At 43.4% G+C, this 25,489-nt stretch carries 32 protein-coding genes; 17 read left to right on the forward strand and 15 right to left on the reverse strand.

Features of this window, described 5'->3' with window-relative positions:
* The first annotated feature begins 8 nt into the window (after positions 1 to 8).
* Positions 9 to 374: a Na+/H+ antiporter subunit G gene (locus tag E0Z06_RS01430; protein WP_132581222.1), complete on the forward strand. Its 366-nt coding sequence runs from the start codon at positions 9 to 11 to the stop codon at positions 372 to 374.
* A gap of 4 nt (positions 375 to 378) precedes the next feature.
* Here the strand turns inward: E0Z06_RS01430 and E0Z06_RS01435 are convergent, their stop codons facing one another.
* The 11 genes from E0Z06_RS01435 to E0Z06_RS01485 are packed head-to-tail and all read right to left on the reverse strand — an operon-like array spanning position 379 to position 8,112.
* Positions 379 to 648, reverse strand: a complete 270-nt coding sequence (locus tag E0Z06_RS01435) for an HPr family phosphocarrier protein (protein ID WP_132581224.1) — start codon at positions 646 to 648, stop codon at positions 379 to 381.
* Complete coding sequence (rapZ, locus tag E0Z06_RS01440) at positions 645 to 1,514, reverse strand: RNase adapter RapZ (protein ID WP_132581226.1); 870 nt, start codon at positions 1,512 to 1,514, stop codon at positions 645 to 647. Before rapZ ends, E0Z06_RS01435 begins: the two co-directional genes overlap by 4 nt.
* On the reverse strand, positions 1,511 to 1,984 hold the full coding sequence (gene ptsN, locus E0Z06_RS01445; RefSeq protein ID WP_132581228.1) for a PTS IIA-like nitrogen regulatory protein PtsN: 474 nt from the start codon (positions 1,982 to 1,984) through the stop codon (positions 1,511 to 1,513). The genes rapZ and ptsN overlap by 4 nt, the downstream gene beginning before the upstream one ends.
* A gap of 7 nt (positions 1,985 to 1,991) precedes the next feature.
* Complete coding sequence (gene raiA / locus E0Z06_RS01450) at positions 1,992 to 2,279, reverse strand: ribosome-associated translation inhibitor RaiA (RefSeq protein ID WP_132581230.1); 288 nt, start codon at positions 2,277 to 2,279, stop codon at positions 1,992 to 1,994.
* Between the two features lie 27 nt (positions 2,280 to 2,306).
* Positions 2,307 to 3,794, reverse strand: coding sequence for an RNA polymerase factor sigma-54 (locus E0Z06_RS01455; RefSeq protein ID WP_132581232.1), 1,488 nt, complete (start codon positions 3,792 to 3,794; stop codon positions 2,307 to 2,309).
* Between the two features lie 49 nt (positions 3,795 to 3,843).
* A complete protein-coding gene (lptB, locus tag E0Z06_RS01460; RefSeq protein ID WP_132581234.1) occupies positions 3,844 to 4,566 on the reverse strand; it encodes an LPS export ABC transporter ATP-binding protein in 723 nt (240 codons plus the stop codon).
* On the reverse strand, positions 4,563 to 5,048 hold the full coding sequence (lptA, locus tag E0Z06_RS01465; RefSeq protein WP_132581236.1) for a lipopolysaccharide transport periplasmic protein LptA: 486 nt from the start codon (positions 5,046 to 5,048) through the stop codon (positions 4,563 to 4,565). Before lptA ends, lptB begins: the two co-directional genes overlap by 4 nt.
* On the reverse strand, positions 5,038 to 5,592 hold the full coding sequence (gene lptC / locus E0Z06_RS01470; protein WP_132581238.1) for an LPS export ABC transporter periplasmic protein LptC: 555 nt from the start codon (positions 5,590 to 5,592) through the stop codon (positions 5,038 to 5,040). The genes lptA and lptC overlap by 11 nt, the downstream gene beginning before the upstream one ends.
* Positions 5,589 to 6,143 carry a 3-deoxy-manno-octulosonate-8-phosphatase KdsC gene (gene kdsC, locus E0Z06_RS01475; RefSeq protein WP_132581240.1) on the reverse strand — a complete coding sequence of 185 codons (555 nt, stop codon included), beginning with the start codon at positions 6,141 to 6,143 and terminating at the stop codon, positions 5,589 to 5,591. Before kdsC ends, lptC begins: the two co-directional genes overlap by 4 nt.
* The gene (locus E0Z06_RS01480; RefSeq protein ID WP_132581242.1) at positions 6,144 to 7,112 is read right to left on the reverse strand and encodes a KpsF/GutQ family sugar-phosphate isomerase; all 969 of its coding nucleotides are present in this window, start codon (positions 7,110 to 7,112) and stop codon (positions 6,144 to 6,146) included.
* A 16-nt stretch (positions 7,113 to 7,128) separates the two neighbouring features.
* Positions 7,129 to 8,112 carry a calcium/sodium antiporter gene (locus E0Z06_RS01485; protein WP_207903118.1) on the reverse strand — a complete coding sequence of 328 codons (984 nt, stop codon included), beginning with the start codon at positions 8,110 to 8,112 and terminating at the stop codon, positions 7,129 to 7,131.
* 254 nt (positions 8,113 to 8,366) lie between these two features.
* Here E0Z06_RS01485 and mlaF point away from each other — a divergent pair, with 254 nt between their 5' ends.
* The 7 genes from mlaF to murA are packed head-to-tail and all read left to right on the forward strand — an operon-like array spanning position 8,367 to position 12,891.
* Positions 8,367 to 9,170, forward strand: a complete 804-nt coding sequence (gene mlaF / locus E0Z06_RS01490) for a phospholipid ABC transporter ATP-binding protein MlaF (protein WP_132581246.1) — start codon at positions 8,367 to 8,369, stop codon at positions 9,168 to 9,170.
* On the forward strand, positions 9,167 to 9,949 hold the full coding sequence (gene mlaE, locus E0Z06_RS01495) for a lipid asymmetry maintenance ABC transporter permease subunit MlaE (protein WP_132581248.1): 783 nt from the start codon (positions 9,167 to 9,169) through the stop codon (positions 9,947 to 9,949). Before mlaF ends, mlaE begins: the two co-directional genes overlap by 4 nt.
* Before the next feature lies 1 nt (position 9,950).
* Positions 9,951 to 10,415 carry an outer membrane lipid asymmetry maintenance protein MlaD gene (gene mlaD, locus E0Z06_RS01500; protein WP_132581250.1) on the forward strand — a complete coding sequence of 155 codons (465 nt, stop codon included), beginning with the start codon at positions 9,951 to 9,953 and terminating at the stop codon, positions 10,413 to 10,415.
* Positions 10,416 to 10,417: 2 nt separating this feature from the next.
* Positions 10,418 to 11,068: an ABC transporter substrate-binding protein gene (locus tag E0Z06_RS01505; RefSeq protein ID WP_132581252.1), complete on the forward strand. Its 651-nt coding sequence runs from the start codon at positions 10,418 to 10,420 to the stop codon at positions 11,066 to 11,068.
* Entirely contained in the window at positions 11,065 to 11,358 is a 294-nt protein-coding gene (locus E0Z06_RS01510; RefSeq protein WP_132581254.1) for an STAS domain-containing protein, read from the forward strand. Before E0Z06_RS01505 ends, E0Z06_RS01510 begins: the two co-directional genes overlap by 4 nt.
* Positions 11,359 to 11,367: 9 nt before the next feature.
* Positions 11,368 to 11,625, forward strand: a complete 258-nt coding sequence (locus E0Z06_RS01515; RefSeq protein ID WP_132581256.1) for a BolA/IbaG family iron-sulfur metabolism protein — start codon at positions 11,368 to 11,370, stop codon at positions 11,623 to 11,625.
* 6 nt (positions 11,626 to 11,631) lie between these two features.
* Entirely contained in the window at positions 11,632 to 12,891 is a 1,260-nt protein-coding gene (gene murA / locus E0Z06_RS01520; RefSeq protein WP_132581258.1) for a UDP-N-acetylglucosamine 1-carboxyvinyltransferase, read from the forward strand.
* Between the two features lie 10 nt (positions 12,892 to 12,901).
* Here murA and E0Z06_RS01525 read toward each other — a convergent pair whose 3' ends face one another.
* The 3 genes from E0Z06_RS01525 to E0Z06_RS01535 form a co-directional block, all read right to left on the reverse strand.
* Complete coding sequence (locus tag E0Z06_RS01525) at positions 12,902 to 13,924, reverse strand: trypsin-like peptidase domain-containing protein (RefSeq protein ID WP_243695537.1); 1,023 nt, start codon at positions 13,922 to 13,924, stop codon at positions 12,902 to 12,904.
* A 153-nt stretch (positions 13,925 to 14,077) separates the two neighbouring features.
* Positions 14,078 to 15,430 (reverse strand): DegQ family serine endoprotease, encoded by a 1,353-nt coding sequence (locus E0Z06_RS01530; protein WP_132581262.1) that lies wholly within the window; start codon positions 15,428 to 15,430, stop codon positions 14,078 to 14,080.
* 87 nt (positions 15,431 to 15,517) lie between these two features.
* A complete protein-coding gene (locus E0Z06_RS01535; RefSeq protein ID WP_132581264.1) occupies positions 15,518 to 15,967 on the reverse strand; it encodes a YhcB family protein in 450 nt (149 codons plus the stop codon).
* 123 nt (positions 15,968 to 16,090) lie between these two features.
* Here E0Z06_RS01535 and zapE point away from each other — a divergent pair, with 123 nt between their 5' ends.
* From zapE to E0Z06_RS01575, 8 genes are all read left to right on the forward strand, one after another.
* On the forward strand, positions 16,091 to 17,182 hold the full coding sequence (zapE, locus tag E0Z06_RS01540; protein WP_132581266.1) for a cell division protein ZapE: 1,092 nt from the start codon (positions 16,091 to 16,093) through the stop codon (positions 17,180 to 17,182).
* Positions 17,183 to 17,384: 202 nt separating this feature from the next.
* A complete protein-coding gene (gene rplM / locus E0Z06_RS01545) occupies positions 17,385 to 17,813 on the forward strand; it encodes a 50S ribosomal protein L13 (protein WP_132581268.1) in 429 nt (142 codons plus the stop codon).
* Between the two features lie 12 nt (positions 17,814 to 17,825).
* On the forward strand, positions 17,826 to 18,218 hold the full coding sequence (rpsI, locus tag E0Z06_RS01550; protein ID WP_132581270.1) for a 30S ribosomal protein S9: 393 nt from the start codon (positions 17,826 to 17,828) through the stop codon (positions 18,216 to 18,218).
* A 255-nt stretch (positions 18,219 to 18,473) separates the two neighbouring features.
* Positions 18,474 to 19,064 (forward strand): ubiquinol-cytochrome c reductase iron-sulfur subunit, encoded by a 591-nt coding sequence (petA, locus tag E0Z06_RS01555; RefSeq protein WP_132581272.1) that lies wholly within the window; start codon positions 18,474 to 18,476, stop codon positions 19,062 to 19,064.
* 14 nt (positions 19,065 to 19,078) lie between these two features.
* Positions 19,079 to 20,338, forward strand: a complete 1,260-nt coding sequence (locus tag E0Z06_RS01560) for a cytochrome bc complex cytochrome b subunit (protein WP_243695591.1) — start codon at positions 19,079 to 19,081, stop codon at positions 20,336 to 20,338.
* Complete coding sequence (locus E0Z06_RS01565; protein WP_132581276.1) at positions 20,338 to 21,075, forward strand: cytochrome c1; 738 nt, start codon at positions 20,338 to 20,340, stop codon at positions 21,073 to 21,075. Before E0Z06_RS01560 ends, E0Z06_RS01565 begins: the two co-directional genes overlap by 1 nt.
* A gap of 75 nt (positions 21,076 to 21,150) precedes the next feature.
* On the forward strand, positions 21,151 to 21,789 hold the full coding sequence (gene sspA, locus E0Z06_RS01570) for a stringent starvation protein SspA (RefSeq protein WP_132581278.1): 639 nt from the start codon (positions 21,151 to 21,153) through the stop codon (positions 21,787 to 21,789).
* A 5-nt stretch (positions 21,790 to 21,794) separates the two neighbouring features.
* Complete coding sequence (locus tag E0Z06_RS01575) at positions 21,795 to 22,208, forward strand: ClpXP protease specificity-enhancing factor (protein WP_132586628.1); 414 nt, start codon at positions 21,795 to 21,797, stop codon at positions 22,206 to 22,208.
* A gap of 17 nt (positions 22,209 to 22,225) precedes the next feature.
* On the opposite strand, the gene ilvY is transcribed toward E0Z06_RS01575, so the two are convergent.
* Positions 22,226 to 23,110 (reverse strand): HTH-type transcriptional activator IlvY, encoded by an 885-nt coding sequence (gene ilvY, locus E0Z06_RS01580; protein WP_132581280.1) that lies wholly within the window; start codon positions 23,108 to 23,110, stop codon positions 22,226 to 22,228.
* Positions 23,111 to 23,245: 135 nt separating this feature from the next.
* Here ilvY and ilvC point away from each other — a divergent pair, with 135 nt between their 5' ends.
* A complete protein-coding gene (gene ilvC / locus E0Z06_RS01585; RefSeq protein ID WP_132581282.1) occupies positions 23,246 to 24,727 on the forward strand; it encodes a ketol-acid reductoisomerase in 1,482 nt (493 codons plus the stop codon).
* Positions 24,728 to 25,489: the final 762 nt, after the last annotated feature.

Raw genomic sequence — 25,489 nt, forward strand, 5'->3', positions numbered from 1 at the left:
GGGCAACTATGCAGCATTGGCTTGAGTGGGTTATTGCGTTTTTTTTATTATTAGGTGGTAGCTTTGTTTTAATTGGCTCTATTGGTTTAGCGCGGATGCCTGATTTTTTTATGCGCCTGCATGGGCCTACTAAAGCCACAACTTTGGGGATGGGGGGGATTTTACTTGGCTCGATATTGTTTTTTAGCTTAACTGGCGTAGTAAGCTTGCACGAGCTATTAATAACAATATTTTTGCTAATTACGGCGCCTATTAGCGCACACATGCTAATTAAGGCAGCATTACATCACAAGTTAGCGGCGATTGAAAAAACTCAAGGAATGAACAATATTCCACCGGCGCAAACTAAAACTCACGACCGTAATTCTCAGTAATAGCTTAGTTTTCGTCAAAGCCGTTGTTAATCAGATCAACCACCGCGCAAAGTGCTTGCGCGGCATCTTTACCTTCTGTGTGTACTTCTAGGGTTTTACCTTTGCTGCTTGCCAGCATTAGCAATGCCAGCACACTGCTGGCATTGGCAGTTTTATCGTCTTGCACCAACTCAATACTTGATACAAATTGCTGGCAAAGCTGTACTAGCTTTGTCGCAGCTCGAGCGTGTAAGCCTAACTGATTAACAATGGTAACGGTTTGGCTGCATTTCATGAATTACCGTTTTTGTTATGGTGCCTTACTAATTCACGGTGCCGCAGTTGCACATCGTCTCGTAAACTACGGAAGCTCTCGGCCAAACATTCAACCATATACACAGAGCGATGTTGGCCACCGGTGCAACCAATAGCAATAGTAAGGTAGCTACGATTATTGCGCTCTAGGTGCGGTAACCATGTGCTAATAAAGCTATTAATTTGCCAGATATATTTACCAACGATGGGCTGCGCGGAAAGGTAATCCTTTACTGGCTGGTCTTGTCCGGTTAAGGGTTTTAAATTGGGCTCCCAGTGTGGGTTAGGTAAAAACCGAGCATCAAACATAAAATCGGCGTCTTTGGGTATGCCGTATTTAAAACCAAAAGATTCAAACAAAATAACTAATCTACCGGTTTTTTGGCCTAAAATTCGCTCTCGTAGCTGCTCCGCCAACTGATGGATATTTAGCTCTGTGGTATCTATATATAAATCAGCGCGGCTAGAAATAGGGTCGAGTAAATGCTGTTCACGAGAAATGGCTTCATCTAACGACATTGCTTGATGCGACAGTGGATGCAAGCGACGCGTTTCGCTAAAGCGTTTAATTAGGCTGGAATGATCGGCGTCTAAATATAAAATCGTTAGATCAAGTTTACGCGGTAAATATGACAGTATTTCGGCTAATTCATCTGGGTCTTCTGGTAGGTTACGCACGTCAATACTTACGGCAACGCGCTCATATTGCCCCATTACTGTGGTAGCTAATGTTGGTAATAAATTTACCGGAATATTATCAACACAGTAGTAGCCTAAGTCTTCCATTACGCGCAGTGCAACTGACTTCCCTGAACCGGAACGACCGCTGACAACTAGTAATTTCATTTCGCTATTTCCGTTGCACTATAATCGAGTAATAATTGATACAGCTGCTGATTAGTTTCTGCATGCCGTATTTTGCGGGTAAAGTCTTTTTGGCTAAACATTTTTGCCATGCTAGCTAGCGTACTTAGGTGCGCTTGGCATTGATCTTCTGGTATTAGCATGGCGCAAAATATATCTACCGGTTGATTATCAATAGCGTCAAACGCGATGGCTTCTTTGCTTACGACAAACACTAAAATGGGCTTAGTGACTACTTTTAGTTTGCCGTGTGGAATGGCAATGCCGCCGCCTATACCCGTAGAGCCGAGCTTTTCTCGTGTCATTAGCGCTTCAAGAATGCTGTATTCTGATATATCAGGTAACTGCTGATGTGCCAGCTCGGCGATGTATTCAAGAATACGTTTTTTGCTGTTAAAAAGAACTGCACTTTTAGTGCAGTTCTCGGTAAGCATTGAAGTTAAGTTCATCATCTTCTAATTAATGTCGTGCAGTCTTTTCTTTATGCTTAATTACCTGGCGATCTAATTTGTCGATCAACAGGTCAATTGCAGCATACATATTCTCGTCTTCTGCTACTGCAAATACTTCAGCGCCATTTAGCAGTAACTTAGATTCGGCGATATGTTTCAATTTTTCCACGTTTAGAGTCACGTGTACATTGTTTATCTGGTCAAAATGCCGTTCTAGCTTTGCAAATTTAGTATCAACGTATTGTTTTATAGCTGTTGTAATTTCAACATGACGACCAGTTAACGTGATTTGCATAGACATGTTCCTTCTTTTGGGCTTAATTTACAGCAACGTTTTGCGTTGATTTGATGGAGGTATATACAGTGATTCGCGGTACTTTGCAATTGTACGGCGGGCCACATTAATACCCTGTTCTAACAGAATGTCCGCCATTTTGCTATCGCTAAGTGGCTTAGTTGGGTTTTCTGCAGCGACTAACTTTTTGATAAAGGCTCGAATGGCTGTAGATGAACATTCACCTCCCGTTTCTGTGCTTACATGGCTAGAAAAAAAGAATTTTAGTTCAAAAATGCCTCTAGGTGTGTGCATATACTTTTGGGTGGTTACGCGCGAAATTGTTGATTCATGCATACCTACCATTTCAGCAACATCATTTAACACCATAGGTTTCATTGCCTCTTCGCCGTGCTCAAAAAACGCTTGTTGCTGCTGTACAATACAGTTTGATACCTTTAATAAGGTTTCGTTACGACTTTCTAAACTTTTTAAAAACCACTTGGCTTCTTGTAAATGCGAGCGAATAAATTGAGTATCGGCGCTATTTTTTGCAGTACGCGACATTGACGCATATTGTTGATTGATACGTACTTTGGGCATTGCATCTGGATTAAGTTCAACTTGCCAGCGGCCTTTAACCTTAGTTACGCTAACATCAGGAATAACATACTGTTGTTCTTCACGAATGACATCAGCACCTGGCCTAGGGTTTAAACTTTGTATCAGCTGCATAACCTCTTTTAATTCGTCCTCTTTGAGTTTAGTCACTCGCATTAAAGAACGAAAGTCGCGATTGGCTAAAAACTCAGTATGCTCTCGAATCATACTTTGCGCTTCGGCTAAATAGGGCGTGTCTGCTGAAAATTGGCGCAGTTGCACCAGTAAACATTCTTGCACTGAGCGTGCGCCAACACCGATAGGGTCAAATAACTGAATACGTTTTATCACCGCTTCAACTTCGTCAGCTTCAACGTAGTCTAAGCCAAGCGACTCAAGAATGTCGTCACAACTAATGGTTAATAAGCCATTGCCATCGATAGCTTCAATAATAACTTCGGCAATAATGCGATCGGTCGCGGAAAATGGGGTTAACTGCATTTGCCAGCGCAGATAGTCTTGCAGTGTTTCAGTGGTTTCGCCTTGATAAGCTAGGTCTTCTTCACCACTATTGTTACCTGCCGTAACTGGCGCAGCACTTACTAGGTCATCCCAATTATTGTCGAGCGGTAAATCTTCCTGAATATTTTGTTCAGTCATTGATTCGCTGCTGTCGGGCTCTGATGGCTCATAGTTTTCATCAGACGCGTGCTCAGCTTCGTAGTTACTTTGCTCTGAGGTGTCTGATGCGTCTTTGGGATCGGCAGAAAAACTGTCGTACTCGTCTTCTGCTTCTAGCAGTGGGTTAGCATCCAGCGCTTCCTGAATTTCTTGTTGCAACTCAATGGTCGACAACTGTAACAAGCGTATAGCTTGCTGTAGCTGCGGCGTCATGGTGAGTTGCTGTCCTAAGCGAAGTTGCAAAGAGGGCTTCATCTACTTCTACCGTTATCCTGAATGATCCGCTGCAATGGTTTTTTATTTACTATAGCCTGAATTGCTCGCCGAGGTATACATCGCGTACCTTCTGATTTGCTAGTACGTCTTGTGGTGAGCCTGACGCTATCAGTTCTCCATGACTAACAATATAGGCAATTTCACAGACATCAAGGGTTTCGCGAACATTATGGTCGGTGATAAGTACTCCGATACCGCGTTGGCCAAGATGCTGAATAATCTTTTTGATATCTAACACGGATATTGGGTCAACACCAGCAAAGGGCTCGTCAAGTAAAATAAATGCTGGGTTAGCAGCAAGTGCTCTGGCAATTTCTACCCGTCGGCGTTCACCGCCAGACAAGCTCATACCTAGGCTATGTTTAATATGGCCAATGTGAAATTCTTCTAATAAATCGTCTGCGATTTCCGCTCTTTTAGCATTATTTAGCTCTTTTCGGGTTTGTAGAATTGCCAGTAAGTTGTCATACACCGATAGTTTGCGAAAAATAGAACTTTCTTGGGGTAAATAACCAATACCTTGGCGAGCACGAGCATGCATAGGGTCAAAGGTTATGTCCTTATCGTTTAGGATAATATGGCCTTTATCTGATGGCACCAGACCAACAATCATATAAAATGTTGTGGTTTTACCTGCACCATTTGGCCCCAATAAACCAACAATTTGGCCCGCACTTACTTCTAAGCTAACATCTTTTACGACCTGTCGACCCTTGTAGCTTTTGGCTAGATGTGATGCAACTAACTTCATGGGTTATTTTTTTCCTCAGGGGTAAAAATAGTGGTAACACGCTTAGTCTTATCACTTTCTGCGCTTAATTGCTGTTTTTCGACGTTATATTTAATACTAGAGGCTTTAACAACGCTGCCGCTTTGTGTCAGCTCGGCGTCTCCGGTTAGCGTTAGTGTGCGGCTTAAGGGTTCATAGCGCATTTCAAGAGCTTGTGCGGTTACGGTTTTCCCATCTGCCAGCATCTGTGAATAAGTTACCGGTTTACCTGTGGCCAGATAAATTTCCTTACCTTTACCGGCTCGGGCATTAATTTCTAGCTGGTCGGCCTTCATCTGCATCGAACCTTGAGTAATAACAACGTTACTACGATAGGTAAGTACGTTTTCTTCAACTGATACCAGGTTATCTGCGTCTATTTGAATTTTTTGTGTGTAATCGGGTGCGGCGGCCATTAAGCTTGAGCTGCATAGCAGTAAAACAAACATAAAATTAGTCTTCATTGTCATATACCGTTTGCTCATGTTGTACCAATTGGAATGTTTTTGTTGTTAAGTCAGCTTTAATGCCGCTGCCTTTGATATAGAAACCCTTACCACTAATTAATACTGGCTGATTATTTTGTAATCGATTATCAGGAAACAGCATTTCTAAGCTCTCGGTTTCGATATGCTCGATTAATTCATCGTGCTGTAGGCTGTCAATTTTTACTTGTTGTTCTAAAATGATTTTATCCTGAGGGAACCACACTGCATACTGGCTACTGCCTTGCCATATTGGCTGATGTTGTTCGTTATACAGGGTATATACTGGCTTTTCAAATTGGGTGAAACCTAGTAGCTCAAAATGCTCTAAGCGCTTTGCACTAATACTATCAACCAAATAACCGTCGCTGTTAAAAATACGCCGAGTAACATTTTGTGCTACGTAATCGGGTAGTAATTCCTGATCCGTTTGTAACGCATTGTTGTTGTCAGCAGGCTCAAACCATAAATAGGCTGCGGTACCTGTGAGTATAATAATTAGTAAAGTAAATAACTTTCTCATGCGCTGCTACCATCAAACAGGCCAAATTTGTGCTGACTAATAAGTAATAGATCGCATAACTCACGCACTGCACCGTAACCACCATTAAGGCTGGTAACAAAATGTGATTGTTGCACTAAGTACGGGTGTGCATCTTTTACTGATACCGCTAAGCCACAGTGTTGCATTACCATCCAATCTGCTAAGTCGTCTCCGATGTAGGCAATTTGCGTTGGTATAAGTTGCAGTTGTTGTTGTAATTGAGTAAATGCGGCGAGTTTATTTTCTTGGCCTTGATAAATGTAGGGCACAGTTAATGAGGTCATACGCTGTTGCACTATGATTGAATTACGGCCAGTAATAACGGCCACTTCAATACCTGCTTGGCGCAGTGCTTTAATGCCATAACCGTCGCGGGTATGAAACGCTTTTAGCTCTTCGCCGTTATTGCCAAGGTAAATGCGACCATCAGAGAAAACCCCGTCGACGTCACAAATAAGCAGTTTAATTGCGCTTGCCTTGGTTAATATATCTGCGGAAACAGGCTGGTAGAGCTGGCTAAATAAACTCATTTATAGCACTCCGGCACGCAGTAAGTCGTGCATATTCATGGCGCCAACCGGTTTGCCATCGGCATCAACAATAATTAAGCCGTTCACTTTCTTTTGTTGCATAATTTGTAGTGCTTCAGCGGCGAGCTGCTGCGCGGTGGCGGTAATGCAGCGAGCTGTCATTACTTCGGCTATTAAGCTGCTATGAATGTCGTAGCGTTGGTCCAGAATGCGACGCAAGTCACCATCCGTAAACACGCCAGCCATTTTCCCGTGCTCGTCAATAATGGCGGTCATACCCAGACCTTTTTTCGATATTTCCAGTAATGCGTCTTTTATCGTTGCTGTTTTCGCCACTACCGGCATTAGCTCGCCGCTGTGCATAATGTCTTCTAAACGCAGCAGTAACTTACGGCCCAAACTACCGCCGGGATGCGATAGCGCAAAATCGTCAGCGGAAAAACCTCTGGCATCAAGCAAGGCAACAGCAAGCGCATCGCCCATAACTAAGGTTGCGGTAGTGCTCGCGGTAGGCGCTAAACCCAGCGGGCAAGCCTCTTGCTCTACTTTTACACAAAGATGCGCATCAGCTAGCTTTGCCAACGTTGAGTTGGGGTTGCCGGTCATGGCAATAAGCTTAATGCCTAGCCGTTTGATTACAGGAATGATGGTTAATACTTCGCCAGTTTCGCCAGAGTTTGAAATAGCAATGACGATATCGTCTTTAGACAACATACCCAGATCACCATGGCTAGCTTCCCCTGGGTGAACAAAAAAAGCGGGTGTTCCTGTAGAGGCCAAGGTCGCCGCAATTTTACTGCCAATATGGCCAGATTTTCCCATACCGGTGACAATGATTTTACCCTTGCTGTCGAAAATAAGCTGGCACGCCAAGTTAAAGTTAGTGTCTAAGTATTGGCTTAATTGCTCTATTGCTGCAGCTTCAATTCTAATTACTTCGGCTGCGCGCGTACGAAAATCAATGCTCATATCTATATCCTAACAGTCAGAGTGTGGGTGAGGTAAAAAGCATATATTGATAGGCAATAAACCCGCACAGTAACAATACACCTTCAATTCGGTTAATACGTTGCACTTTTCCTAATCGTAACGACATTAACAGCATTACAACCGTAGCACCGATCATGACGTAGCTGTCTCGGCTGCCGGCCATTGGATCTAAGGTGCCTGGGCCAATTACGGCACCAAGCCCCAATACGGCTAGAATATTAAAGATATTTGAACCAATAATATTACCCAGTGCTAAATCATCTTCACCTTTTAAAATAGCAATTACACTAGCCGCAAGCTCAGGCAAGCTGGTGCCCACAGCGATAATAGTTAAACCAATAACTAAATCGCTTAAACCAGCATAGCGGGCAATAGTCACTGCCCCGTGTACTAATAGCTGTGAGCTAGCGAGTAACAGTATCAGGCCAACGCCAACCCACACTAACGCCCGAACTAATGAAACGGGTTCATGTTCAGCTGCGTCATTATTAATTTCTGCAATAAGAGGGTCGTCAGTTTTTGCATTTTTACCCCAATAAACTAATAAAGCTAAAAATCCGATAAAAGCGACGAGTAAAATTACACCTTCGGTGCGCGTTAAGTCGCTATCGCTAATAAAGTAATAGCCCAATAACAGGCATGCTAATAACAGTGGGTATTCGCGTTTTAATGTGGTTGATGATACGGCAATAGGTTTTAACAATGCGGCGACACCAATAACAAGCAAAATATTAGTAATATTAGAGCCAAGCGCATTGCCTACGGAGGTATCAAGCATACCCTGCCAAGCTGCGCTGGCTGAAACGAGCATTTCTGGCGCCGACGAGCCCATTGCAACAATAGTTAGGCCAATAATCATTGGCGAAATGCCAGCGGAACGTGCGACGGACGACGCGCCGAAAACAAAACGGTCTGCGCTCCAGATCAATAACACGAGGCCAACCAGAACGAAAAAAATGGCTAATAACAACGGTGACAAAATTTTTCCTTAGCAGAAAATAGATAACAGCAATTATTTTCCAGCTTATTGGCAACAAATGCAAAAAAAAGCTGCCACTTTGGCAAAGTATCTATTTTTTCGCACAGTTAGTTAGGGTTTTTGCTAACGACTTTAATGGTAAAGCCGTTTACAATAATACAACTTTATACGCAGTATAATTGAAAACATACAAATATGTATGTATATTGCGAACCGGTTTCAGTAATGCCTTTAGGTGGGCAAAGAGAGCTAATTTGTCAGAGATATTAATAGACATACAGCAGCTGAGTTTCAGTCGCGGTGAACGTGTTATTTATCATGATATGAATATGCAGTTTGCCCGCGGCAAGGTTACCGCCATTATGGGGCCAAGCGGCATTGGTAAAACTACGCTGTTGCGCTTAATTGGTGGCCAGTTAAAACCCGATAGCGGTAAAATATTATTTGATGGCGCCAATATACCTACACTATCACGCAGTGCGCTGTACCAAGAACGTAAACGCATGAGTATGCTGTTTCAAAGTGGTGCACTGTTCACTGATATGACGGTATTTGATAATATTGCCTTTCCAATCCGAGAGCACACGCGCCTACCGGAATCTCTTATTCGACTTATTGTTTTAATGAAATTAGAAGCCGTTGGTTTGCGTGGTGCACGAGATATGATGCCAGCCGAATTGTCTGGCGGTATGGCACGACGAGCCGCATTAGCCAGAGCCATTGCGTTAGACCCAGAATTAATTCTGTACGACGAGCCGTTTGCCGGGCAAGACCCCATATCCATGGGGGTAATTGTACGGCTAATACGCTCTTTAAATGATGCGCTTGGCTTAACCTCGATTGTGGTATCGCACGATGTTAATGAAATAATGAGCATTGCTGATTACGTTTATGTGATCGCCGAAAAAACCGTAATTGGCCATGGAACACCGCAGCAATTACGTGAAAGCGCTTCGGCATTAGTGCAACAGTTTTTAAAAGGCGAGGCAGATGGTCCGGTACCGTTTCATTATAAAGCTGCACCTTATGAGCAAGAGTTATTGGAGTTGGCCCGGTGATAGCAGATAAATTACAGCAACTAGGGGCGGCAACATTTAAAAGCATTACAGGGTTTGGTCGGGCCGGCATTATGTTGTTTGGTGCCTTGGTTGGTAAACCTAATTTTCGTAAAGGTTTTCCGCTACTGATTAAACAACTATATGTTATTGGTGTTTTGTCATTGTTAATTATTTTGGTATCAGGGCTGTTTATCGGCATGGTGCTATCGTTGCAAGGCTACACGGTATTAATTAAATTTGGCGCTGAACAAATGCTTGGCCCTTTAGTGGCTTTAAGCTTGTTACGCGAACTTGGGCCAGTAGTTGCGGCGCTGCTGTTTGCCGGTAGAGCCGGTAGTGCGCTTACTGCTGAAATTGGCTTGATGAAAGCGACTGAGCAGTTGTCTAGCTTAGAGATGATGGCGGTTGACCCTTTACGCCGCATTATCGCACCGCGCTTTTGGGCTGGTGTAATTAGCTTGCCCTTACTGGCACTTATTTTTACTGCGGTGGGTATTTTAGGTGGTCACTTAGTAGGTGTTGATTGGCTAGGTGTCGATGGCGGTGGTTTTTGGGCGGCAATGCAAGCCAACGTTGATTTATATGAAGATGTATTTAACGGTATGATTAAAAGTGTGGTATTTGCTTTTATTGTGATTTGGATTGCTTTACACAAAGGCTATGACGCCGTGCCAACCTCTGAGGGTATTAGCACAGCAACAACGCAAACTGTAGTAACTGCATCTTTAGCTGTACTAGGGTTTGACTTTATTTTAACTGCAATAATGTTTGGTGGATAGCATGCCAGGGCGCAAAATTGAAATTCTAGTTGGTGGTTTTATCGTATTAGCCTTAGCAGCATTTTTAATGTTGGCGTTAAAGGTAGCGAATAGTGGCGTTGGGGTAAGTAGTGAAACCTATACTCTAAAAGCTAAATTTGAAAACGTTGGTGGTTTAAAAGTGCGATCGCCAGTGAAGGTAGGTGGTGTGGTTGTTGGTCGGGTTACTGCGATTGAATTAGACACAACGTATTACACGCCAGTTGTCAGCTTGGCCATTAACGCTAGCTACAATAATTTTCCAGAAACCAGCAGTTTGGCAATTCTAACCTCAGGTTTGTTAGGTGAGCAATACTTAGGGTTACAGCCAGGTTTTGTTGATGAAACTGTTGAAATTTTAGGTAACGGCGACTATATCGAAGATACCAAATCAGCTTTGGTGTTAGAAGAATTGATTGGTCAGTTTTTATTTAACCGCGGGAATTAATTATGAAATTATCTACTTTTCTTCTAGCCGCCTTATTAATATTCAGTTTTTCGCTAAAAGCGGCTACTGAAACTGCAACCTATACTGACCCGTATAAAATGATGGAAGTACTGGCTGATAATACGTTTAGCCGTATTGCCAAAGAGCAGAGCAATATTGCTGCAGACCCAGAGGTGTTGCGAGTTATTGTTAACGATGAATTAGTGCCTTACATTGACAGTCGTTATGCCGCGCTGCGCGTTATTGGTAATAGCGCCGATCTGAAAAAAGTTCCTCGTGAAGATATACTCGCCTTTGTTGACGCATTCCAAAATTACATGGTGGCCACCTACGCTGGTGTTTTTACGCAGTATCGTGACCAAAAAGTGATTATAGAGCCTGGCGCTGGCGGTTTAGAAGAACAGAAAATTATTACGGTCAGAACGCGAGTTATTGACCCTGGCAAGCCAGATATAAAAATTGATTTTAAATTACGTCGAGGCAAAGATTCAGAGACTTGGTTGGTGTTTGATATGGTAGCTGAAGGCATTTCTCTTCTTGATAGTAAAAGGGCAGAGTTAGGTAACCTGATCCGCCAGCAGGGCTTAGTTAGTGTAACTAATCTGTTGCGAGAAAAAGCCAAAGCGCCAATCACCTTGCCGGAGGCGAAGTGATACTAAGTATCGAGCTACGCGGTGACACTTTACATTTTACCGGTATGTTAAATCGTGATACGTTAATGCTGTATTCACCGTTTAAGTTATTAAATAACGTTTCTGGTGCGATAAATTTTGATTTTACAGCACTGGAGAATATAGATACTGCGGGTTTAGCGTGGTTACTACAGCAGTTAACTAGGGCTAAAGAGCGCGGGTTGTCGATAGCATTATGTAATGTGCCAAAGCAACTGTTATCATTAGCCGAAGTTACGGCGGTGCGGCCGCTATTGCCAATTAGTAATTAAGGTTTCATTTTGGATATCAAGCAAATAGAGCAGCTGCTGTTAGAGCAATTGCAATTAACAGAAGTTAGAGTTGGTATGGACGGTACGCACTACGCTGTTACAGCGGTTGGTGACTGTTTTGCCGGTGCTAGCCGAGTTAAGCAACAACAAATGATTTATGCGCCACTTATGAGCGCTATTGCCGATGGCTCAATTCATGCCGTCAGCATTAAGACCTTTACGCCTGAACAATGGCGTAGAGAAAAACTTTTTAATCCTCCGATGTAGTATTTTATGCAGCAATTTCTTGTTACAGGTGGCAAGCCGTTACATGGTGATGTAATTATCTCCGGGGCTAAAAATGCTGCTCTTCCTATATTATTTGCTAGTTTGCTGTCGGAAAAGCCGACCGTAATTAGCAATGTTCCGCAATTAAAAGACATAGAAACCACACTTAAGCTGTTAGAGCTGTTTGGTGCGCAAGTAAGTTTTACGGATAACGTAGTGCAGGTGGATGCAGGTAAGGTATCTAACCAGTTTGCGCCCTACGAACTAGTAAAAACTATGCGCGCTTCTATTTTGGCGTTAGGCCCGTTATTAAGCCGGTTTGGTCAGGCTGAGGTATCGTTGCCTGGTGGTTGTGCTATTGGTGCTCGGCCAGTTAATTTACATATTGATGGTTTGCGCAAAATGGGCGCAGAAATAGTTGTCGAAAATGGCTACATTAAAGCCAAAGCCTCACGGCTTAAAGGCGCACATATCATTATGGATATGGTAAGTGTAACCGGCACAGAAAATTTGATGATGGCGGCAGTGCTAGCCGATGGCATTACCACTATCGACAATGCTGCTCGTGAACCTGAAGTGGTCGACTTAGCTATTTATCTTAATACCATGGGCGCGAACATTACTGGTGCTGGTACCGACAGTATTGTTATTGAAGGTGTATTGGCGCTGAAAGGTGGTAATCATAACGTTCTACCCGACAGAATAGAAACGGGTACGTTTTTAGTAGCCGCCGCAGTGAGTGGCGGTGATGTAACTTGCCGTAATACGGATCCGGCTGAGCTTGAAGCTGTGCTAGAAAAGTTACGTGAAGCGGGTGTTGATGTTACTACTGGTCCAGATTGGATCCGAGCGAACATGGTAGGCCGCCAGCTAAAAGCGGTAAAAGTAAAAACAGTGCCACATCCGGGTTTTCCAACGGACATGCAAGCTCAGTTCACGGTATTAAACGTGGTAGCTGAAGGTGTGGGTTTTGTTACTGAAACCATTTTCGAAAACCGTTTTATGCACGTACCAGAGCTACAGCGTATGGGGGCAAAAATAAGTTTAGAAGGCAACACCGCCGTATGCCAACACACTGAACAGCTTATGGCTGCACAGGTAATGGCTACAGATTTGCGCGCATCGGCAAGTTTGGTTATTGCTGGGCTTGTGGCAACGGGTGTTACAGTAGTAGACCGTATATACCATATTGATCGTGGTTATGAACGTATAGAAGATAAGCTGAAACGGCTTGGTGCAAATATAGAACGTATTGACGCGGTGTAAGCCGCGTTTTTTATCGTCTTAGTTCTTTAGTTATTGCATCTACGATTAGCTGTTGCCCATTGCGGTTAATCGTAAGAGCTAACGTACTATTGGGTTCTGTTTCTGCAATCATATTTAGTGCTTGTTGTATGCTATCAAAATGCTTACCGTTTATTTCAAGTAAGATATCACCTACTTTTAAGCCTGCATCTGCAGCTGGGCCATTAGCATTTACTGCACTTATGCTTAGGCCATACAGTGGTTGGCCCGTTGAGATTAATCGCTCACCAGCCGCATTAACTACCGCATCTCCAGCAACACCAAGATGACTGCGGGTAACCTTGCCATGCTTAATGAGTTTTTGCATTACGTTAAGCGCTAGCTGATAAGGTATGGCAAAAAATATCCCTTGAATATCTTGGTTCTCTAGTTGGAATGCTGCGGCGTTAATGCCAACCAGTGTGCCATTACTGTTAACCAGTGCACCGCCAGAATTACCTTGGTTTATAGCAGCGTCCATCCGCATAAAATCAATATAGCCCCGTGAACTTAGCCCAGTGTTACCGTTAGCGCTAATAATACCTTGAGTGATAGTTTGGCCTAAGTTAAGAGGGTTACCTATGGCAAGTACAACATCACCCACTTGAGGTTCTAACTGCGGATCTTGTGGGATCACCGGTAAATTGTCGGCTTGCACATACAATACCGCAAGATCAGTTAGTTCATCTTGGCCGATTAACAGCGCTTCTAAGGTACGACCATCTTGCAGAGCGACTTCGATATAGTCAGCACCATACACAACATGAAAATTAGTTAAAATGTAGCCGTGTGCGCTCATAATAACGCCGGAGCCGAGCTCTTGTCTTTCAATAGTGCGCGGGCGAAGTGAACGCGGGTCAACCAAGGTACTGCGTGTATACACATTGACTACTGCTGGTGCTGCACGTCGCACGGCTTTGGCGTAACTTACAGGTTGATGCTCATTACCTGCTTCAGCACTACTAAACAGCGGAGCAGATAGATGACTTATCGAAGGAAAAAAGAACATTAGCATAAAAGCTAATGCCAAGCCGTAGATAATACTTTTAAGTAGGAAATACAGAAATTTAGCCACGGGTTTTGAAAGGTCTACAAAATACGGATTGTGCAAGCATAGCACTAATATAAGCTAAGCAGTAGCGCTAGGGCACTGCTTAGCTTAGTGTTATTAACGAATTAGTACGTATAAACTTGCATTACCGCGGCGGATATTTAATGCAGCAACACCCTCGCGGTTTTCCAGCATTTTGCGCAGCTCTGCCAAATTGGTTACCCGCTGCCGATTAATGCCGATAATAATATCGTCAGGCATTAAGCCAATTTGCGCTGCAGCAGAATTGTTAGCAACAGACTCAATTTTAACCCCACCGCCCTCGGCGTTAGACAGCTCTGCACCATCAAGCATTGGATGCATTTGGCTGGCAGCAACCTGAGTTGTTGATAGCTCTTTAAGTTTGATGGTTAGCGTACGTTCCTTGCCGTCACGTAATATACCAAACTTAGCTTCTCGGCCTGCGCCTAGTGTACCAACCTTTGCACGAAGCTCTTGAAACGAGCTGATTTTATTACCATTCATACTGATAATAACGTCACCCGACTCTAAGCCTCCTTCAGCCGCCGCGCTGTCGGCAATAACTTCGTTAACAAAGGCACCACGACTCACATTTAAGTGCATAGCTTCGGTTAGGTCGGAAGTAACATCTTGGCCGCGAATACCCAAACTGCCACGGCGAACTTCACCATGCTCAATAATTTGGTCAACTAGGTTTTTCATCATATTGGCTGGAATAGCAAAGCCAATACCGATATTGCCGCCATTTGGGCCCAAAATGGCCGTGTTAATACCTATCAGCTCGCCGTGAAGATTGACCAAAGCACCACCAGAGTTACCACTGTTAATGGCTGCGTCGGTTTGAATAAAGTCTTCAAAGCCTTCGATACCAAGGCCGCCACGACCTAAAGCGCTGATAATGCCTGAGGTAACGGTTTGCTCTAAGCCAAAGGGGTTACCAATTGCTACGGCAAAGTCGCCAACACGGGTTTTATCTGAGTCGGCAAGTTGGATCTGAGTTAGTTTTTTCGCTTCAATTCTTAGTAATGCAATATCAGTTTCTGGATCGGCACCAAGCTTGGTCGCTTTAAACGTGCGGCCATCTTTTAAGCGAACTTCAATGTCGGTTGCATCCTGGATAACGTGGTTATTGGTGACGATATAGCCTTTATCAGCGTCAATTATTACGCCCGAGCCTAAACCTTTAAACGGCCTTTCTTCACGGTATTCAGGTTGACCGCGTTGGCCAAAAAACTGACGAAACGCGTCAGGTAGGCGCTGGCGAACCTCGCGGCTACCTGCTACTGAAATGTGCACTACCGCTGGTGTGGTTTGCTCCAGCATAGGTGCTAGAGTAGGTATTTCTTGGGTATTGGAAAAGAATGGGATTCGAGCCTCTGCTGGAGCGGGTTGAGCTAGCAATAAACCCGCAGCAACAGCAGTAGCAAGCAATGATAACCTTTTGTTCATAGCATCTAAGTCTCCTGTTACAAGTTGCGCTTAAGAGTCGTAGATTAAAAAAAAAGTTCAGTACTTTTGTTCAGTTAATTAACCAAATTATTCAGTTTCTTTTATTGGCTTACTGGCTTTGATTAGGCCGCTAGCTCCGTCTGAGTAATCACGAGGCTGTTGTTCTGTTGCCGAGTGCACTCGACGTTTTTCATCTATTTGGTGAATAGACTGTCGAATATAAGCCGCAGCATCGCCAGTTAAATAGTTAATGTCAGGCCGAACTGATTCTGTTGGTCGCTCGACTAGTTGCATTTTAGAATCAGAAATATGGCGAGCAATACGGGCATAGTTATCTTGTAACTGCGTCATAAGGTGGTTTGTTGTTTCAAGATGGCTAGAAACGTCTTGCCGATACTGAACCAACTGCGCTTTGCTTTCGTTTAACTCAAGCTGCAGCTTGTGCTGGTTTAGCTGCTTTAAGGTTATTAGGCGAGCAACAACAGCACCAATAACTAAACCAGCGCCCAGCCAGGCGGCGGCATACATATAGTCCATAACAACTCCTGAGGGTAATATCTGTTGATAGTGTAACCTAACTTCTTATCCAGAGTGGTAAGGCATGTTACTATTATTACCGATATTAAAGCTTTAATTAACCCCCTTTCAAGTAAGATGCAAATGACGCCATTACAAAAGTATCAACAAGATTTAACCAGAGATGATTTTCAGTACGACGTTGCACAAGAATTTGCCGTTAAGCAGTTACAGCGTTTGTTTGACGATTTTGTTGCAAACCAACCTAGTAAACCAACTCTGTGGCAGAAATTGCTCGGTAATGCTGATACTTCGCGACCATTAACGGGGCTATATTTTTGGGGTGGGGTAGGCAGAGGTAAAACCTATTTGGTTGACACTTTTTATGATTGCTTGCCTACAACAAGAAAATTAAGAATTCACTTTCATCGTTTTATGCATCGGGTGCATGAAGAGCTAAAGCAATTAAAGGGAATCAGTGATCCGTTAGAAAAAGTGGCCGACTCTTTTAAACAAGAGGCCGACATTCTGTGTTTTGATGAGTTTTTTGTCTCAGATATTACTGATGCAATGATCTTAGGCACCTTGATGCAGGCTTTGTTTGCTCGTGGTATTACGTTGGTAGCAACCTCAAACATTGAACCTGATGGCTTATATCGTAATGGCTTACAGCGCGCTCGATTTTTACCGGCAATAGCCTTAATTAAAAAACATACGCAGGTCGTTAACGTCGACAGCGGTATTGACTATCGGTTACGAACATTAGAAAAAGCCGAGATTTATCATTTCCCGCTAGATGCACAAGCAGAAACTAATTTAAGCCAATACTTTAATGCATTATCGGCCGAGCCGCGCCGACAAGATGTGCAGATAGATGTTGCCAACAGAAAGCTAAACGCACGTTATGATGCCGATGGTATTGTTTGGTTTAACTTTGCTGAGCTTTGTGAGACGGCACGTAGCCAATATGATTACATGGAGCTAAGTCGCTGTTACCACACGGTTTTGCTATCGGGAGTTAAAGTAATGGGCCGCACTAACGACGACGTCGCTAGGCGTTTTATTGCGTTGGTTGATGAGTTTTATGAGCGTAATGTAACACTGATTATTTCTGCGCAAGTTGCGTTAGAAGCTTTATACACAGATGGCATTTTAAGTTTTGAATTTAAGCGTTGTATCAGTAGGTTACAAGAAATGCAGTCGCGTGAATATTTGGCGAAAGCACATTTGCCATAATTATTTGCTAAATAAGACAAATTTTATGCGTAGGGTGCTGATTTTTAAAGTTGGTTAATATATAATCCGCGCCCGGCCTACGTTACAGCCTAATACTGCCGTTAGCCCGGTGGTTTTTGTACTCGAAGGGGTACGCTAACGACACAAGTTGCAACAGCCCTGCACTGTGTCAGGTGTAACTAAGTTATTTTTGGATAAATGAATGAAAACTTTTACCGCTAAGCCAGAAAGCGTAACACGCGACTGGTACGTTGTTGATGCGACAGACAAAACACTGGGCCGTATCGCAACAGAAATCGCTTCCCGTTTACGTGGCAAGCACAAGCCAGAGTACACTCCGCACGTTGATACCGGTGATTACATCATCGTTGTAAACGCAGAGAAAGTAGCTGTTACAGGTGCTAAAGCGCAGAACAAAATGTATTACTCTCACACTGGCTTCCCAGGCGGCATCAAGGAAATCAGCTTTGAGAAATTGATCGCGAAGAAACCAGAAATGGTTCTGGAACTTGCTGTTAAAGGCATGTTACCAAAAGGCCCACTGGGCCGCGCTATGTTCCGTAAGTTGAAAGTTTACGCAGGCGCCGAGCATCAGCATGCTGCTCAGCAACCGCAAGTATTAGATATTTAATCGGAGCATATCATGGCACAGAATCAATATTACGGAACTGGTCGTCGTAAAAGCTCAACGGCCCGTGTATTCATTAAAGCTGGTACTGGTAAGATTACTGTTAACCAACGCGAATTAGCCGAGTATTTCGGTCGCGAGACAGCTTGTATGATTGTTAAACAGCCATTAGAGCTAGTTGAAATGGTTGAAAAGTTTGACTTATACATCACTGTTAAAGGTGGTGGTATCAGCGGTCAAGCTGGCGCTATCCGTCACGGTATTACTCGTGCACTGATGGAGTTTGACGAATCATTGCGTCCTGCACTGCGTAAAGCAGGCTTTGTAACGCGTGATGCACGTAAAGTTGAACGTAAGAAAGTGGGTCTGCGTAAAGCACGTAAGCGTCCACAGTACTCAAAACGTTAATCGTTTTATTACAGTACAGAAACCCGGCACATGTTGCCGGGTTTTTTATTTGCAGCACCAGAGCTAAACAGCGAGTAAACTAACGGTTATACCCTGTTATACAACGCAAACAGTTAAGATAATAGCTATTCACATTGCCTTAATCCTTGTGTAAAGCAAGGCTTTTCATTATGATCTACCTCATTTTACAGTTATAATAATTGCTGAAATTCAGCCGCTTAAATTTTGTTTAAGTGTTAACGTGGAGACGAGTGGATGAGCAACGCGCCCGTAGATCAAGGTCGCCGCCGCTTCCTTACCATTGCAACCTCGGTCGTAGGGGGTGTAGGTGCTGTCGGAGCTGCTGTACCTTTTATAGCTTCGTGGAACCCAAGTGAGAGAGCTAAGCAAGCTGGTGCAGCAGTAACTGCTGATATCAGCAAATTAGAAGAAGGCCAGCTAATACGTGTTGAATGGCGCGGTAAGCCAGTTTGGTTAGTAAAACGCAGCCAAGTATCACTAGATCAATTACCTCAGCTAAATAGCATGTTACGTGATCCTGAATCAGCAGATGAGCAACAACCTGCTTACGCGCAAAATATTTATCGTTCGAAAAAGCCGGAGATTTTTGTTGCTGTAGGTATTTGTACTCACCTTGGTTGTTCACCAACCTATATCCCTACCGACTTTGACGCCCACGTTGAGGGTGTACACTCTGGTTTCTTCTGTCCATGTCATGGTTCTACTTATGACTTAGCGGGCCGCGTGTTCTCTGGTGTACCAGCGCCGAAAAATCTACAAATTCCACCTTATATGTTTATTGACGACAATACTTTAGTAATTGGCGAAGATGAGGGGACAGTCTGATGTTTAAAAATCTGATGAACTGGATTGAATACCGTCTGCCATTTATGGAAAAGATGAACCTGCATGTTATGCAGTATCCAGCACCAAAAAACTTTAACTTCTGGTACTTCTTTGGCTCATTAGCCATGCTGGTATTAGTTAACCAAATTCTGACCGGTGTTTGGTTAACCATGAACTATGAACCCAGTGCTGAAGGCGCTTTTGCATCCGTTGAGTACATTATGCGTGATGTGGATTACGGCTGGTTGTTACGCTATATGCATTCTACTGGCGCGTCAGCGTTCTTTGTTGTGGTTTATCTGCACATGTTGCGCGGTATGATGTACGGCTCTTACCAGAAACCACGCGAACTGCTGTGGATTTTCGGTATGCTAATTTTCTTAGTATTAATGGCTGAAGCCTTTATGGGTTACTTGCTACCATGGGGACAAATGTCTTTCTGGGGCGCTCAGGTTATTATCTCCATATTCGGTGTAATACCGGGTATAGGTGACGACCTGACATTATGGATCCGCGGCGATTATGTTATCTCTGGCGCAACCCTAAACCGTTTCTTCGCCTTACACGTTATTGCGTTACCATTGGTGTTGGTTATATTGGTGTTTTTACACATTATGGCATTACACGAAGTGGGCTCGAATAACCCAGACGGTATAGACGTAAAACGTGATAACGATGGTTCAGTTGAACAAACTGAAGCAGACAAGAAGTTTACTTTCCACGAGTACTTCACCAAAGGTGGCAAGAAAATCATTGTTGATGCTATTCCATTCCACCCATATTACACGGTTAAAGATTTAGTCGGTGTAGCTGGCTTCTTATTAATATTTGCTTGGATAATTTTCTTTATGCCAGAAGGCGGCGGTTTCTTCCTTGAACCACCAAACTTTGAAGCAGCAAACCCAATGAAAACACCAGAGCATATTGCACCAGTTTGGTATTTCACTCCATTTTATGCAATTTTGCGTGCGGTGCCTGATCAATTATTTGGCGCAATTTTTATGTTCTTAGCCATTATTGCATTGGCATTATTACCGTGGATAGACCGTGGTTCGGTGCGCTCAGTGCGCTATCGTAGCGGTTTACATAAAGCTAACTTAATCTTGTTTTGTATTAGCTTTATCGCACTAATGGTATTAGGTGTGCTACCGGCAACACCTACGTACACCATATTGGCCCGCATCTTCTCGTTTACATATTTTGCTTACTTTATTTTACTGTGGATATACAGTAAAAATGAGACAACCAAACCGTTACCAGTGAGGTTAAGTTAATGATTAAGCATATTTTCTCAGCAGCCTTACTATGCATATCAGCTAGCGTGTTTGCCTCTGGTGGCGGCGTACATTTAGATAAAGCACCGATTGACCTGACCGATAAAGCGTCGCTGCAAAACGGCGCTCGTATGTTCCAAAACTATTGCTTGGGTTGTCACCAGATGCAATATCAGCGCTATGCCAGAACCTTCCGCGATTTGGATATTCCAGAAGACGTTGGTATGGAAAACCTGATGTTTACTGGTAAAAAAGTGGGTGACCATATAAAAAACAATATGGCAACTAAGGACGCAGAAAAATGGTTTGGTGCAGCGCCACCTGACCTAACTAACGTTGCTAGGGTACGTGGGCCAGATTGGCTATATACCTACTTACGCAGTTTTTATGCTGACCCATCACGTCCGTTTGGCGTGAATAATGAAGTATTTCCATTGGTAGGTATGCCGCACGTACTGCAAGAGTTACAAGGCACACCTTATAAAGCATACGAAACACGCTTAGTTGATGGTGAGTCAAAGGACGTTTATGCTGGCATTAAAACTGACGGCAAAGGCGAACTTACTACTGAAGAGTATGATAGAGCCGTCGCAGATCTGGTAAACTACTTAGAATATGTTGGCGAGCCGTCAAAATTAGAAGCAAAAGCACTTGGAATTAAAGTAATGGTATTTCTGCTTATCTTCTTTGTCGTTGCTTACCTACTGAAGAAAGAATATTGGAAAGATGTACATTAACTAGTTAAATCAACTAGATATGTTTATGGGGGCCTTAGCGCCCCTTTGCTGTTTTTTATTTTACTGGAGGAAGACATGGCTATCACTGCCAATAAACGCCCTGTAATGACGTTGTTCTCAGCAGCTGATGATATGTTCAGCCATCAAGTACGTATTGTACTTGCTGAAAAAGGCGTAACTGTCGATATTCTTCAGGTCGCACAAGATAATTTGCCGGAAGATTTATATGAAGTAAATCCTTACGGCAGCCTGCCGACATTGCTTGACCGTGAATTGGCTTTGTATCAAGCCAATATCATTATGGAATATCTGGACGAGCGTTTTCCTCATCCTCCGTTGATGCCTGTGTATCCAGTTGCACGTGGCCAAGCACGGTTAATGATGTACCGTATTGAAAAAGATTGGTATCGTTTAGCCGCTTCAGTTTTAAATGGCGATGAGAACGCAGCAACTGCCAGACAAGAACTAAAAGAAGGTTTATTGTCAATTGCTCCGTTGTTTAATGAAACGCCGTATTTTATGAGTGAAGAATTTGGTTTAGTTGACTGTTATATGTCAGCTCTACTTTGGCGCTTACCAGCATTAGGTATTGAGCTAATTGGCCCAGGTAGCAAAGAACTGAAAAACTATATGACACGTATTTTTGAACGTGACGCATTTCAGGCATCTTTAACTGATGTTGAGCGCGAGATGCGCAGAGGAACGAAGCTGTAATGAAGATGACACCAAACCGCCCCTATTTGCTTAGGGCGTTTTACGAGTGGATTGTAGATAACAACTGTACGCCATATTTAGTGGTAGACGCGACCGTAGATGACGTGAAAGTACCAACCCAATTTATCCAGAACGGACAAATTGTGCTAAACACCGCACCGTCAGCCGTGGGTAATCTGCAGTTAGGTAACGATGCTGTTACCTTTAGCGCTCGGTTTGGTGGACAACCGTTTGCGTTGTATATTCCGGTAACCGCCGTTTTAGCTATTTATGCTCGCGAAAATGGCGCTGGCACCGTATTTACACTGGAAGAAGAGGAAGATGAAGCAGAGATTTTTGATGAAGATCTGAATCATGAACCAGAACCGCCAGAACCAACCAAACCTAAACGCGCTTCGCACCTGAAAGTAGTTAAGTAACATTAGCTACCGCTAACTTAATTTTTAGCGGTAGCAACTTGCCAAAATGCTTGAATAAGTGGCTCATGCAGTCGCTTGTTTAGCATACAAACGCCAAGATCAAATGGCTCAAACCGATAATCCAATTCTATATTCCGTACTCTATCTTTTACAGGGCTGTTAACTACTACCGCATCTGCAACTAATGCAATGCCCGTTCCCAACGCTACCATTGATACCATAGCTTCGTGGCCATCTACTTTGGCAACAACTTGAGGTACAACCGCCATTTGCTGTAGCCAGTTGTCAAAGCGACTACGTGCAGGGCCATGCTCAGGCAAAATCATTGGGATTTTCTGCCAAGGAACGGGCGTTTGTTGTAGTAAATCATTCACTTTGCAGGGAATGTTAGGTGCGATTAGCTGCACCGGAAGGCTAGCAATACTGCGAAAGGCTAAATTAGTGGGTAACTGCAATGGGTGAGCAGCTAGCGCAATATCAACTTCGCCTAAGCGCACTTTTTCAATAGCCGATGCTGCGTCACCTGTTGTTAGTTTTAGTTCTGCCTTTGGGCATATTAACCTGAAACGATCTAAGATCGTTGGTAAGTGACTATAACTTGCGGTAACGGTGCAAAATAGCCGAATTTCACCAGTAAGCTCGGCACTGGCCAGTTGTAAATCTACCTGTAACTGATGCCATTCATCTAACCATAATCTTACGAACTGTTGAAAACGCAGGCCAGCAGCCGTCAATTTTACCGAGCGTTTATCACGAAAAAATAATTCGGTTGCTAACTCTGCCTCTAACCGCTGGATCACGCGAGTTAATGTCGGTGGGCTAACATACATTTGTTCGCTGGTTTTACTAAAATTTAAACTGCTAGCAAGGTGCAGAAATAGCTGAGCGCTGCGTGTATCCATAATAAGTGTATTGCAAAAAGTGAAATATAGACTTGTTAATATATCACTTCACGCAATTAAAACCAGTAGGTAGTATCAACCTATTCAAGCAAGCCTTAGCTGGCAGCTGTTAATACCCATTTTAGGATAAGTTGTATGGCTAATTACTTTAATACACTGAATTTACGCCAACAGTTGGCTCAACTGGGCCAATGCCGTTTTATGGATAAAGCTGAGTTTATAGAAGGCTGCGAACTAATAAAAGGTTGGAATATCGTCATTGTTGGTTGCGGTGCTCAAGGCTTAAACCAAGGTTTAAATATGCGTGATTCCGGCTTAACAATTCGCTATGCGCTGCGGGCTGAAGCGATTACCGAACAGCGTGCATCCTTTATTAAAGCGACGAGCAATAATTTTGCTGTGGGTACCTACGAGCAGTTAATTCCTAGCGCAGATTTAGTCCTGAACTTAACACCAGATAAGCAACATAGCGCAGTAGTTGAAGCCATTATGCCATTAATGAAGCAGGGCGCGACGCTAGCCTATTCACATGGTTTTAATATAGTGGAGGAGGGTAAGCAAATTCGACCGGATATCACGGTAATAATGGTAGCACCTAAGTGCCCAGGTACCGAAGTGCGCGAAGAATATAAACGCGGCTTTGGCGTACCAACATTAATAGCCGTGCATCCAGAAAATGACCCCAATGGGCAGGGATTGGCTATTGCTAAGGCTTATGCTTCTGCTACAGGCGGCGACCGTGCCGGTGTATTACAGTCGTCATTTATCGCTGAAGTTAAGTCAGACTTAATGGGCGAGCAAACGATTTTATGCGGCATGTTGCAAACGGGGGCAATTTTAGCCTTTGATAAAATGATTGCTGATGGCATTGAAGCCGGTTACGCGGCCAAACTTATACAATACGGTTGGGAAACAGTAACCGAAGCATTAAAGCACGGCGGTATTACTAACATGATGGACCGTTTAAGTAACCCCGCAAAAGTTAAAGCCTTTGAGTTAGCAGAACAACTTAAGCAGACATTGCGGCCGTTATTTGAAAAACATATGGACGATATTATTAGCGGCGAATTTTCGCGTACCATGATGATCGATTGGGCTAATGACGATAAAAACCTATTAACATGGCGAGAGCAAACCCGAAGTAGCGGTTTTGAGCAAGCGCCGGTGTCTGCAGAAACTATTGCTGAGCAAGAATATTTTGATCATGGCACCTTGCTTGTTGCCATGGTGAAAGCCGGCGTTGAGTTGGCATTTGAAATTATGGTTGATGCCGGTATTGTAGCTGAATCCGCCTACTACGAATCGTTGCATGAAACACCTTTGATTGCTAATACCATTGCGCGTAAGCGGTTGTATGAGATGAATGTTGTTATTTCGGATACCGCAGAATATGGTAACTACTTATTTTCGCATGCGGCAGTGCCATTATTAAAAGATACGATTAATAACTTAACTAGCGACTACATAGGCCAAGGTTTAGTCGGCCGATACGGTGTTGATAACCTAAAGTTGATTGCAGTAAATGAGGCAATTAGGCAGCATCCTGTTGAAGTTGTAGGTAAAAAATTGCGAGGTTATATGACTGCTATGAAGCGTATCGTCGAGCTGCAGCAATAGAGTGATGAATGAAGTGGTTAGTAGCCTAGCAAGTATAGCAAAGCTGCTATGCCAATAACGGTGTTACACGTGGACCTTGGTTGTTTTGCCCTGCTATGCGGGGCTTTTTTTAGCAAGTAACTTAAACCGAGCATAAAATGTAACTCGTACAAGTTAAGTTAGTTATTGACGTGAATTACCGAAAAATATTGAAGTTAGTGTGCTGAAGGAGTTGGCCGCAAACTGCGCGGCCTCTCTAATATTCTTTCGTCATCCTGACGATACTGTCCGTAGTAGCTCTTCCTTGGCCCCATCCTAGGGTGTTCCTAAAGCGTCTTGCTTGTCCTGCTATCCTTAAGCATCGTCATCCTGACAATGCGCTCTCATCCTAAGAGTTCCTTTATCTTTCTCGCTACTTCCAGCGCCAGTGATGAAACTGAAAAAAGCATACTCTTCCTGAGCGTGTCCTGTTATTCATCCTTGTGCTATCCTAGCAATCTACTGCATCCTGCAGCTGTACCCTACATCCTGTTGGGTCTATCCGTTGACAAAGCTATTATCAACTTTTCAGCTTTGTTAAAGCAGTGGTTTTTTTGAATTAACTTGCTGTAAGAATAATGTAATTTGTGAAATTTAATTTTTAATTGTTTAATTTCATTATGTTACGGTGTTTACTGCTATTTCATCTTAATGTGAATAGCGCTTAAACTCAGTCATTTGTGAGATATATCTCACAAAGTGGCAGGCTTAAAGGTTGTTTTATCTTACAGAAGAATTGGACTT

Source organism: Rheinheimera sp. D18 (assembly GCF_004345025.1).
Taxonomy (GTDB): domain Bacteria; phylum Pseudomonadota; class Gammaproteobacteria; order Enterobacterales; family Alteromonadaceae; genus Alishewanella; species Alishewanella metallidurans.

Bases quoted from the DNA above. Each gene is read 5' to 3' on its own strand.
- E0Z06_RS01430 (WP_132581222.1), top strand. From the start codon at position 9: ATGCAGCATTGGCTTGAGTGGGTTATTGCGTTTTTTTTATTATTAGGT.
- E0Z06_RS01435 (WP_132581224.1), bottom strand. From the start codon at position 648: ATGAAATGCAGCCAAACCGTTACCATTGTTAATCAGTTAGGCTTACAC.
- rapZ (WP_132581226.1), bottom strand. From the start codon at position 1,514: ATGAAATTACTAGTTGTCAGCGGTCGTTCCGGTTCAGGGAAGTCAGTT.
- ptsN (WP_132581228.1), bottom strand. From the start codon at position 1,984: ATGATGAACTTAACTTCAATGCTTACCGAGAACTGCACTAAAAGTGCA.
- raiA (WP_132581230.1), bottom strand. From the start codon at position 2,279: ATGCAAATCACGTTAACTGGTCGTCATGTTGAAATTACAACAGCTATA.
- E0Z06_RS01455 (WP_132581232.1), bottom strand. From the start codon at position 3,794: ATGAAGCCCTCTTTGCAACTTCGCTTAGGACAGCAACTCACCATGACG.
- lptB (WP_132581234.1), bottom strand. From the start codon at position 4,566: ATGAAGTTAGTTGCATCACATCTAGCCAAAAGCTACAAGGGTCGACAG.
- lptA (WP_132581236.1), bottom strand. From the start codon at position 5,048: ATGAAGACTAATTTTATGTTTGTTTTACTGCTATGCAGCTCAAGCTTA.
- lptC (WP_132581238.1), bottom strand. From the start codon at position 5,592: ATGAGAAAGTTATTTACTTTACTAATTATTATACTCACAGGTACCGCA.
- kdsC (WP_132581240.1), bottom strand. From the start codon at position 6,143: ATGAGTTTATTTAGCCAGCTCTACCAGCCTGTTTCCGCAGATATATTA.
- E0Z06_RS01480 (WP_132581242.1), bottom strand. From the start codon at position 7,112: ATGAGCATTGATTTTCGTACGCGCGCAGCCGAAGTAATTAGAATTGAA.
- mlaD (WP_132581250.1), top strand. From the start codon at position 9,951: ATGCCAGGGCGCAAAATTGAAATTCTAGTTGGTGGTTTTATCGTATTA.
- E0Z06_RS01505 (WP_132581252.1), top strand. From the start codon at position 10,418: ATGAAATTATCTACTTTTCTTCTAGCCGCCTTATTAATATTCAGTTTT.
- murA (WP_132581258.1), top strand. From the start codon at position 11,632: ATGCAGCAATTTCTTGTTACAGGTGGCAAGCCGTTACATGGTGATGTA.
- E0Z06_RS01525 (WP_243695537.1), bottom strand. From the start codon at position 13,924: ATGCTAATGTTCTTTTTTCCTTCGATAAGTCATCTATCTGCTCCGCTG.
- E0Z06_RS01530 (WP_132581262.1), bottom strand. From the start codon at position 15,430: ATGAACAAAAGGTTATCATTGCTTGCTACTGCTGTTGCTGCGGGTTTA.
- E0Z06_RS01535 (WP_132581264.1), bottom strand. From the start codon at position 15,967: ATGGACTATATGTATGCCGCCGCCTGGCTGGGCGCTGGTTTAGTTATT.
- zapE (WP_132581266.1), top strand. From the start codon at position 16,091: ATGACGCCATTACAAAAGTATCAACAAGATTTAACCAGAGATGATTTT.
- rplM (WP_132581268.1), top strand. From the start codon at position 17,385: ATGAAAACTTTTACCGCTAAGCCAGAAAGCGTAACACGCGACTGGTAC.
- rpsI (WP_132581270.1), top strand. From the start codon at position 17,826: ATGGCACAGAATCAATATTACGGAACTGGTCGTCGTAAAAGCTCAACG.
- petA (WP_132581272.1), top strand. From the start codon at position 18,474: ATGAGCAACGCGCCCGTAGATCAAGGTCGCCGCCGCTTCCTTACCATT.
- E0Z06_RS01560 (WP_243695591.1), top strand. From the start codon at position 19,079: ATGAACTGGATTGAATACCGTCTGCCATTTATGGAAAAGATGAACCTG.
- E0Z06_RS01565 (WP_132581276.1), top strand. From the start codon at position 20,338: ATGATTAAGCATATTTTCTCAGCAGCCTTACTATGCATATCAGCTAGC.
- sspA (WP_132581278.1), top strand. From the start codon at position 21,151: ATGGCTATCACTGCCAATAAACGCCCTGTAATGACGTTGTTCTCAGCA.
- E0Z06_RS01575 (WP_132586628.1), top strand. From the start codon at position 21,795: ATGACACCAAACCGCCCCTATTTGCTTAGGGCGTTTTACGAGTGGATT.
- ilvY (WP_132581280.1), bottom strand. From the start codon at position 23,110: ATGGATACACGCAGCGCTCAGCTATTTCTGCACCTTGCTAGCAGTTTA.
- ilvC (WP_132581282.1), top strand. From the start codon at position 23,246: ATGGCTAATTACTTTAATACACTGAATTTACGCCAACAGTTGGCTCAA.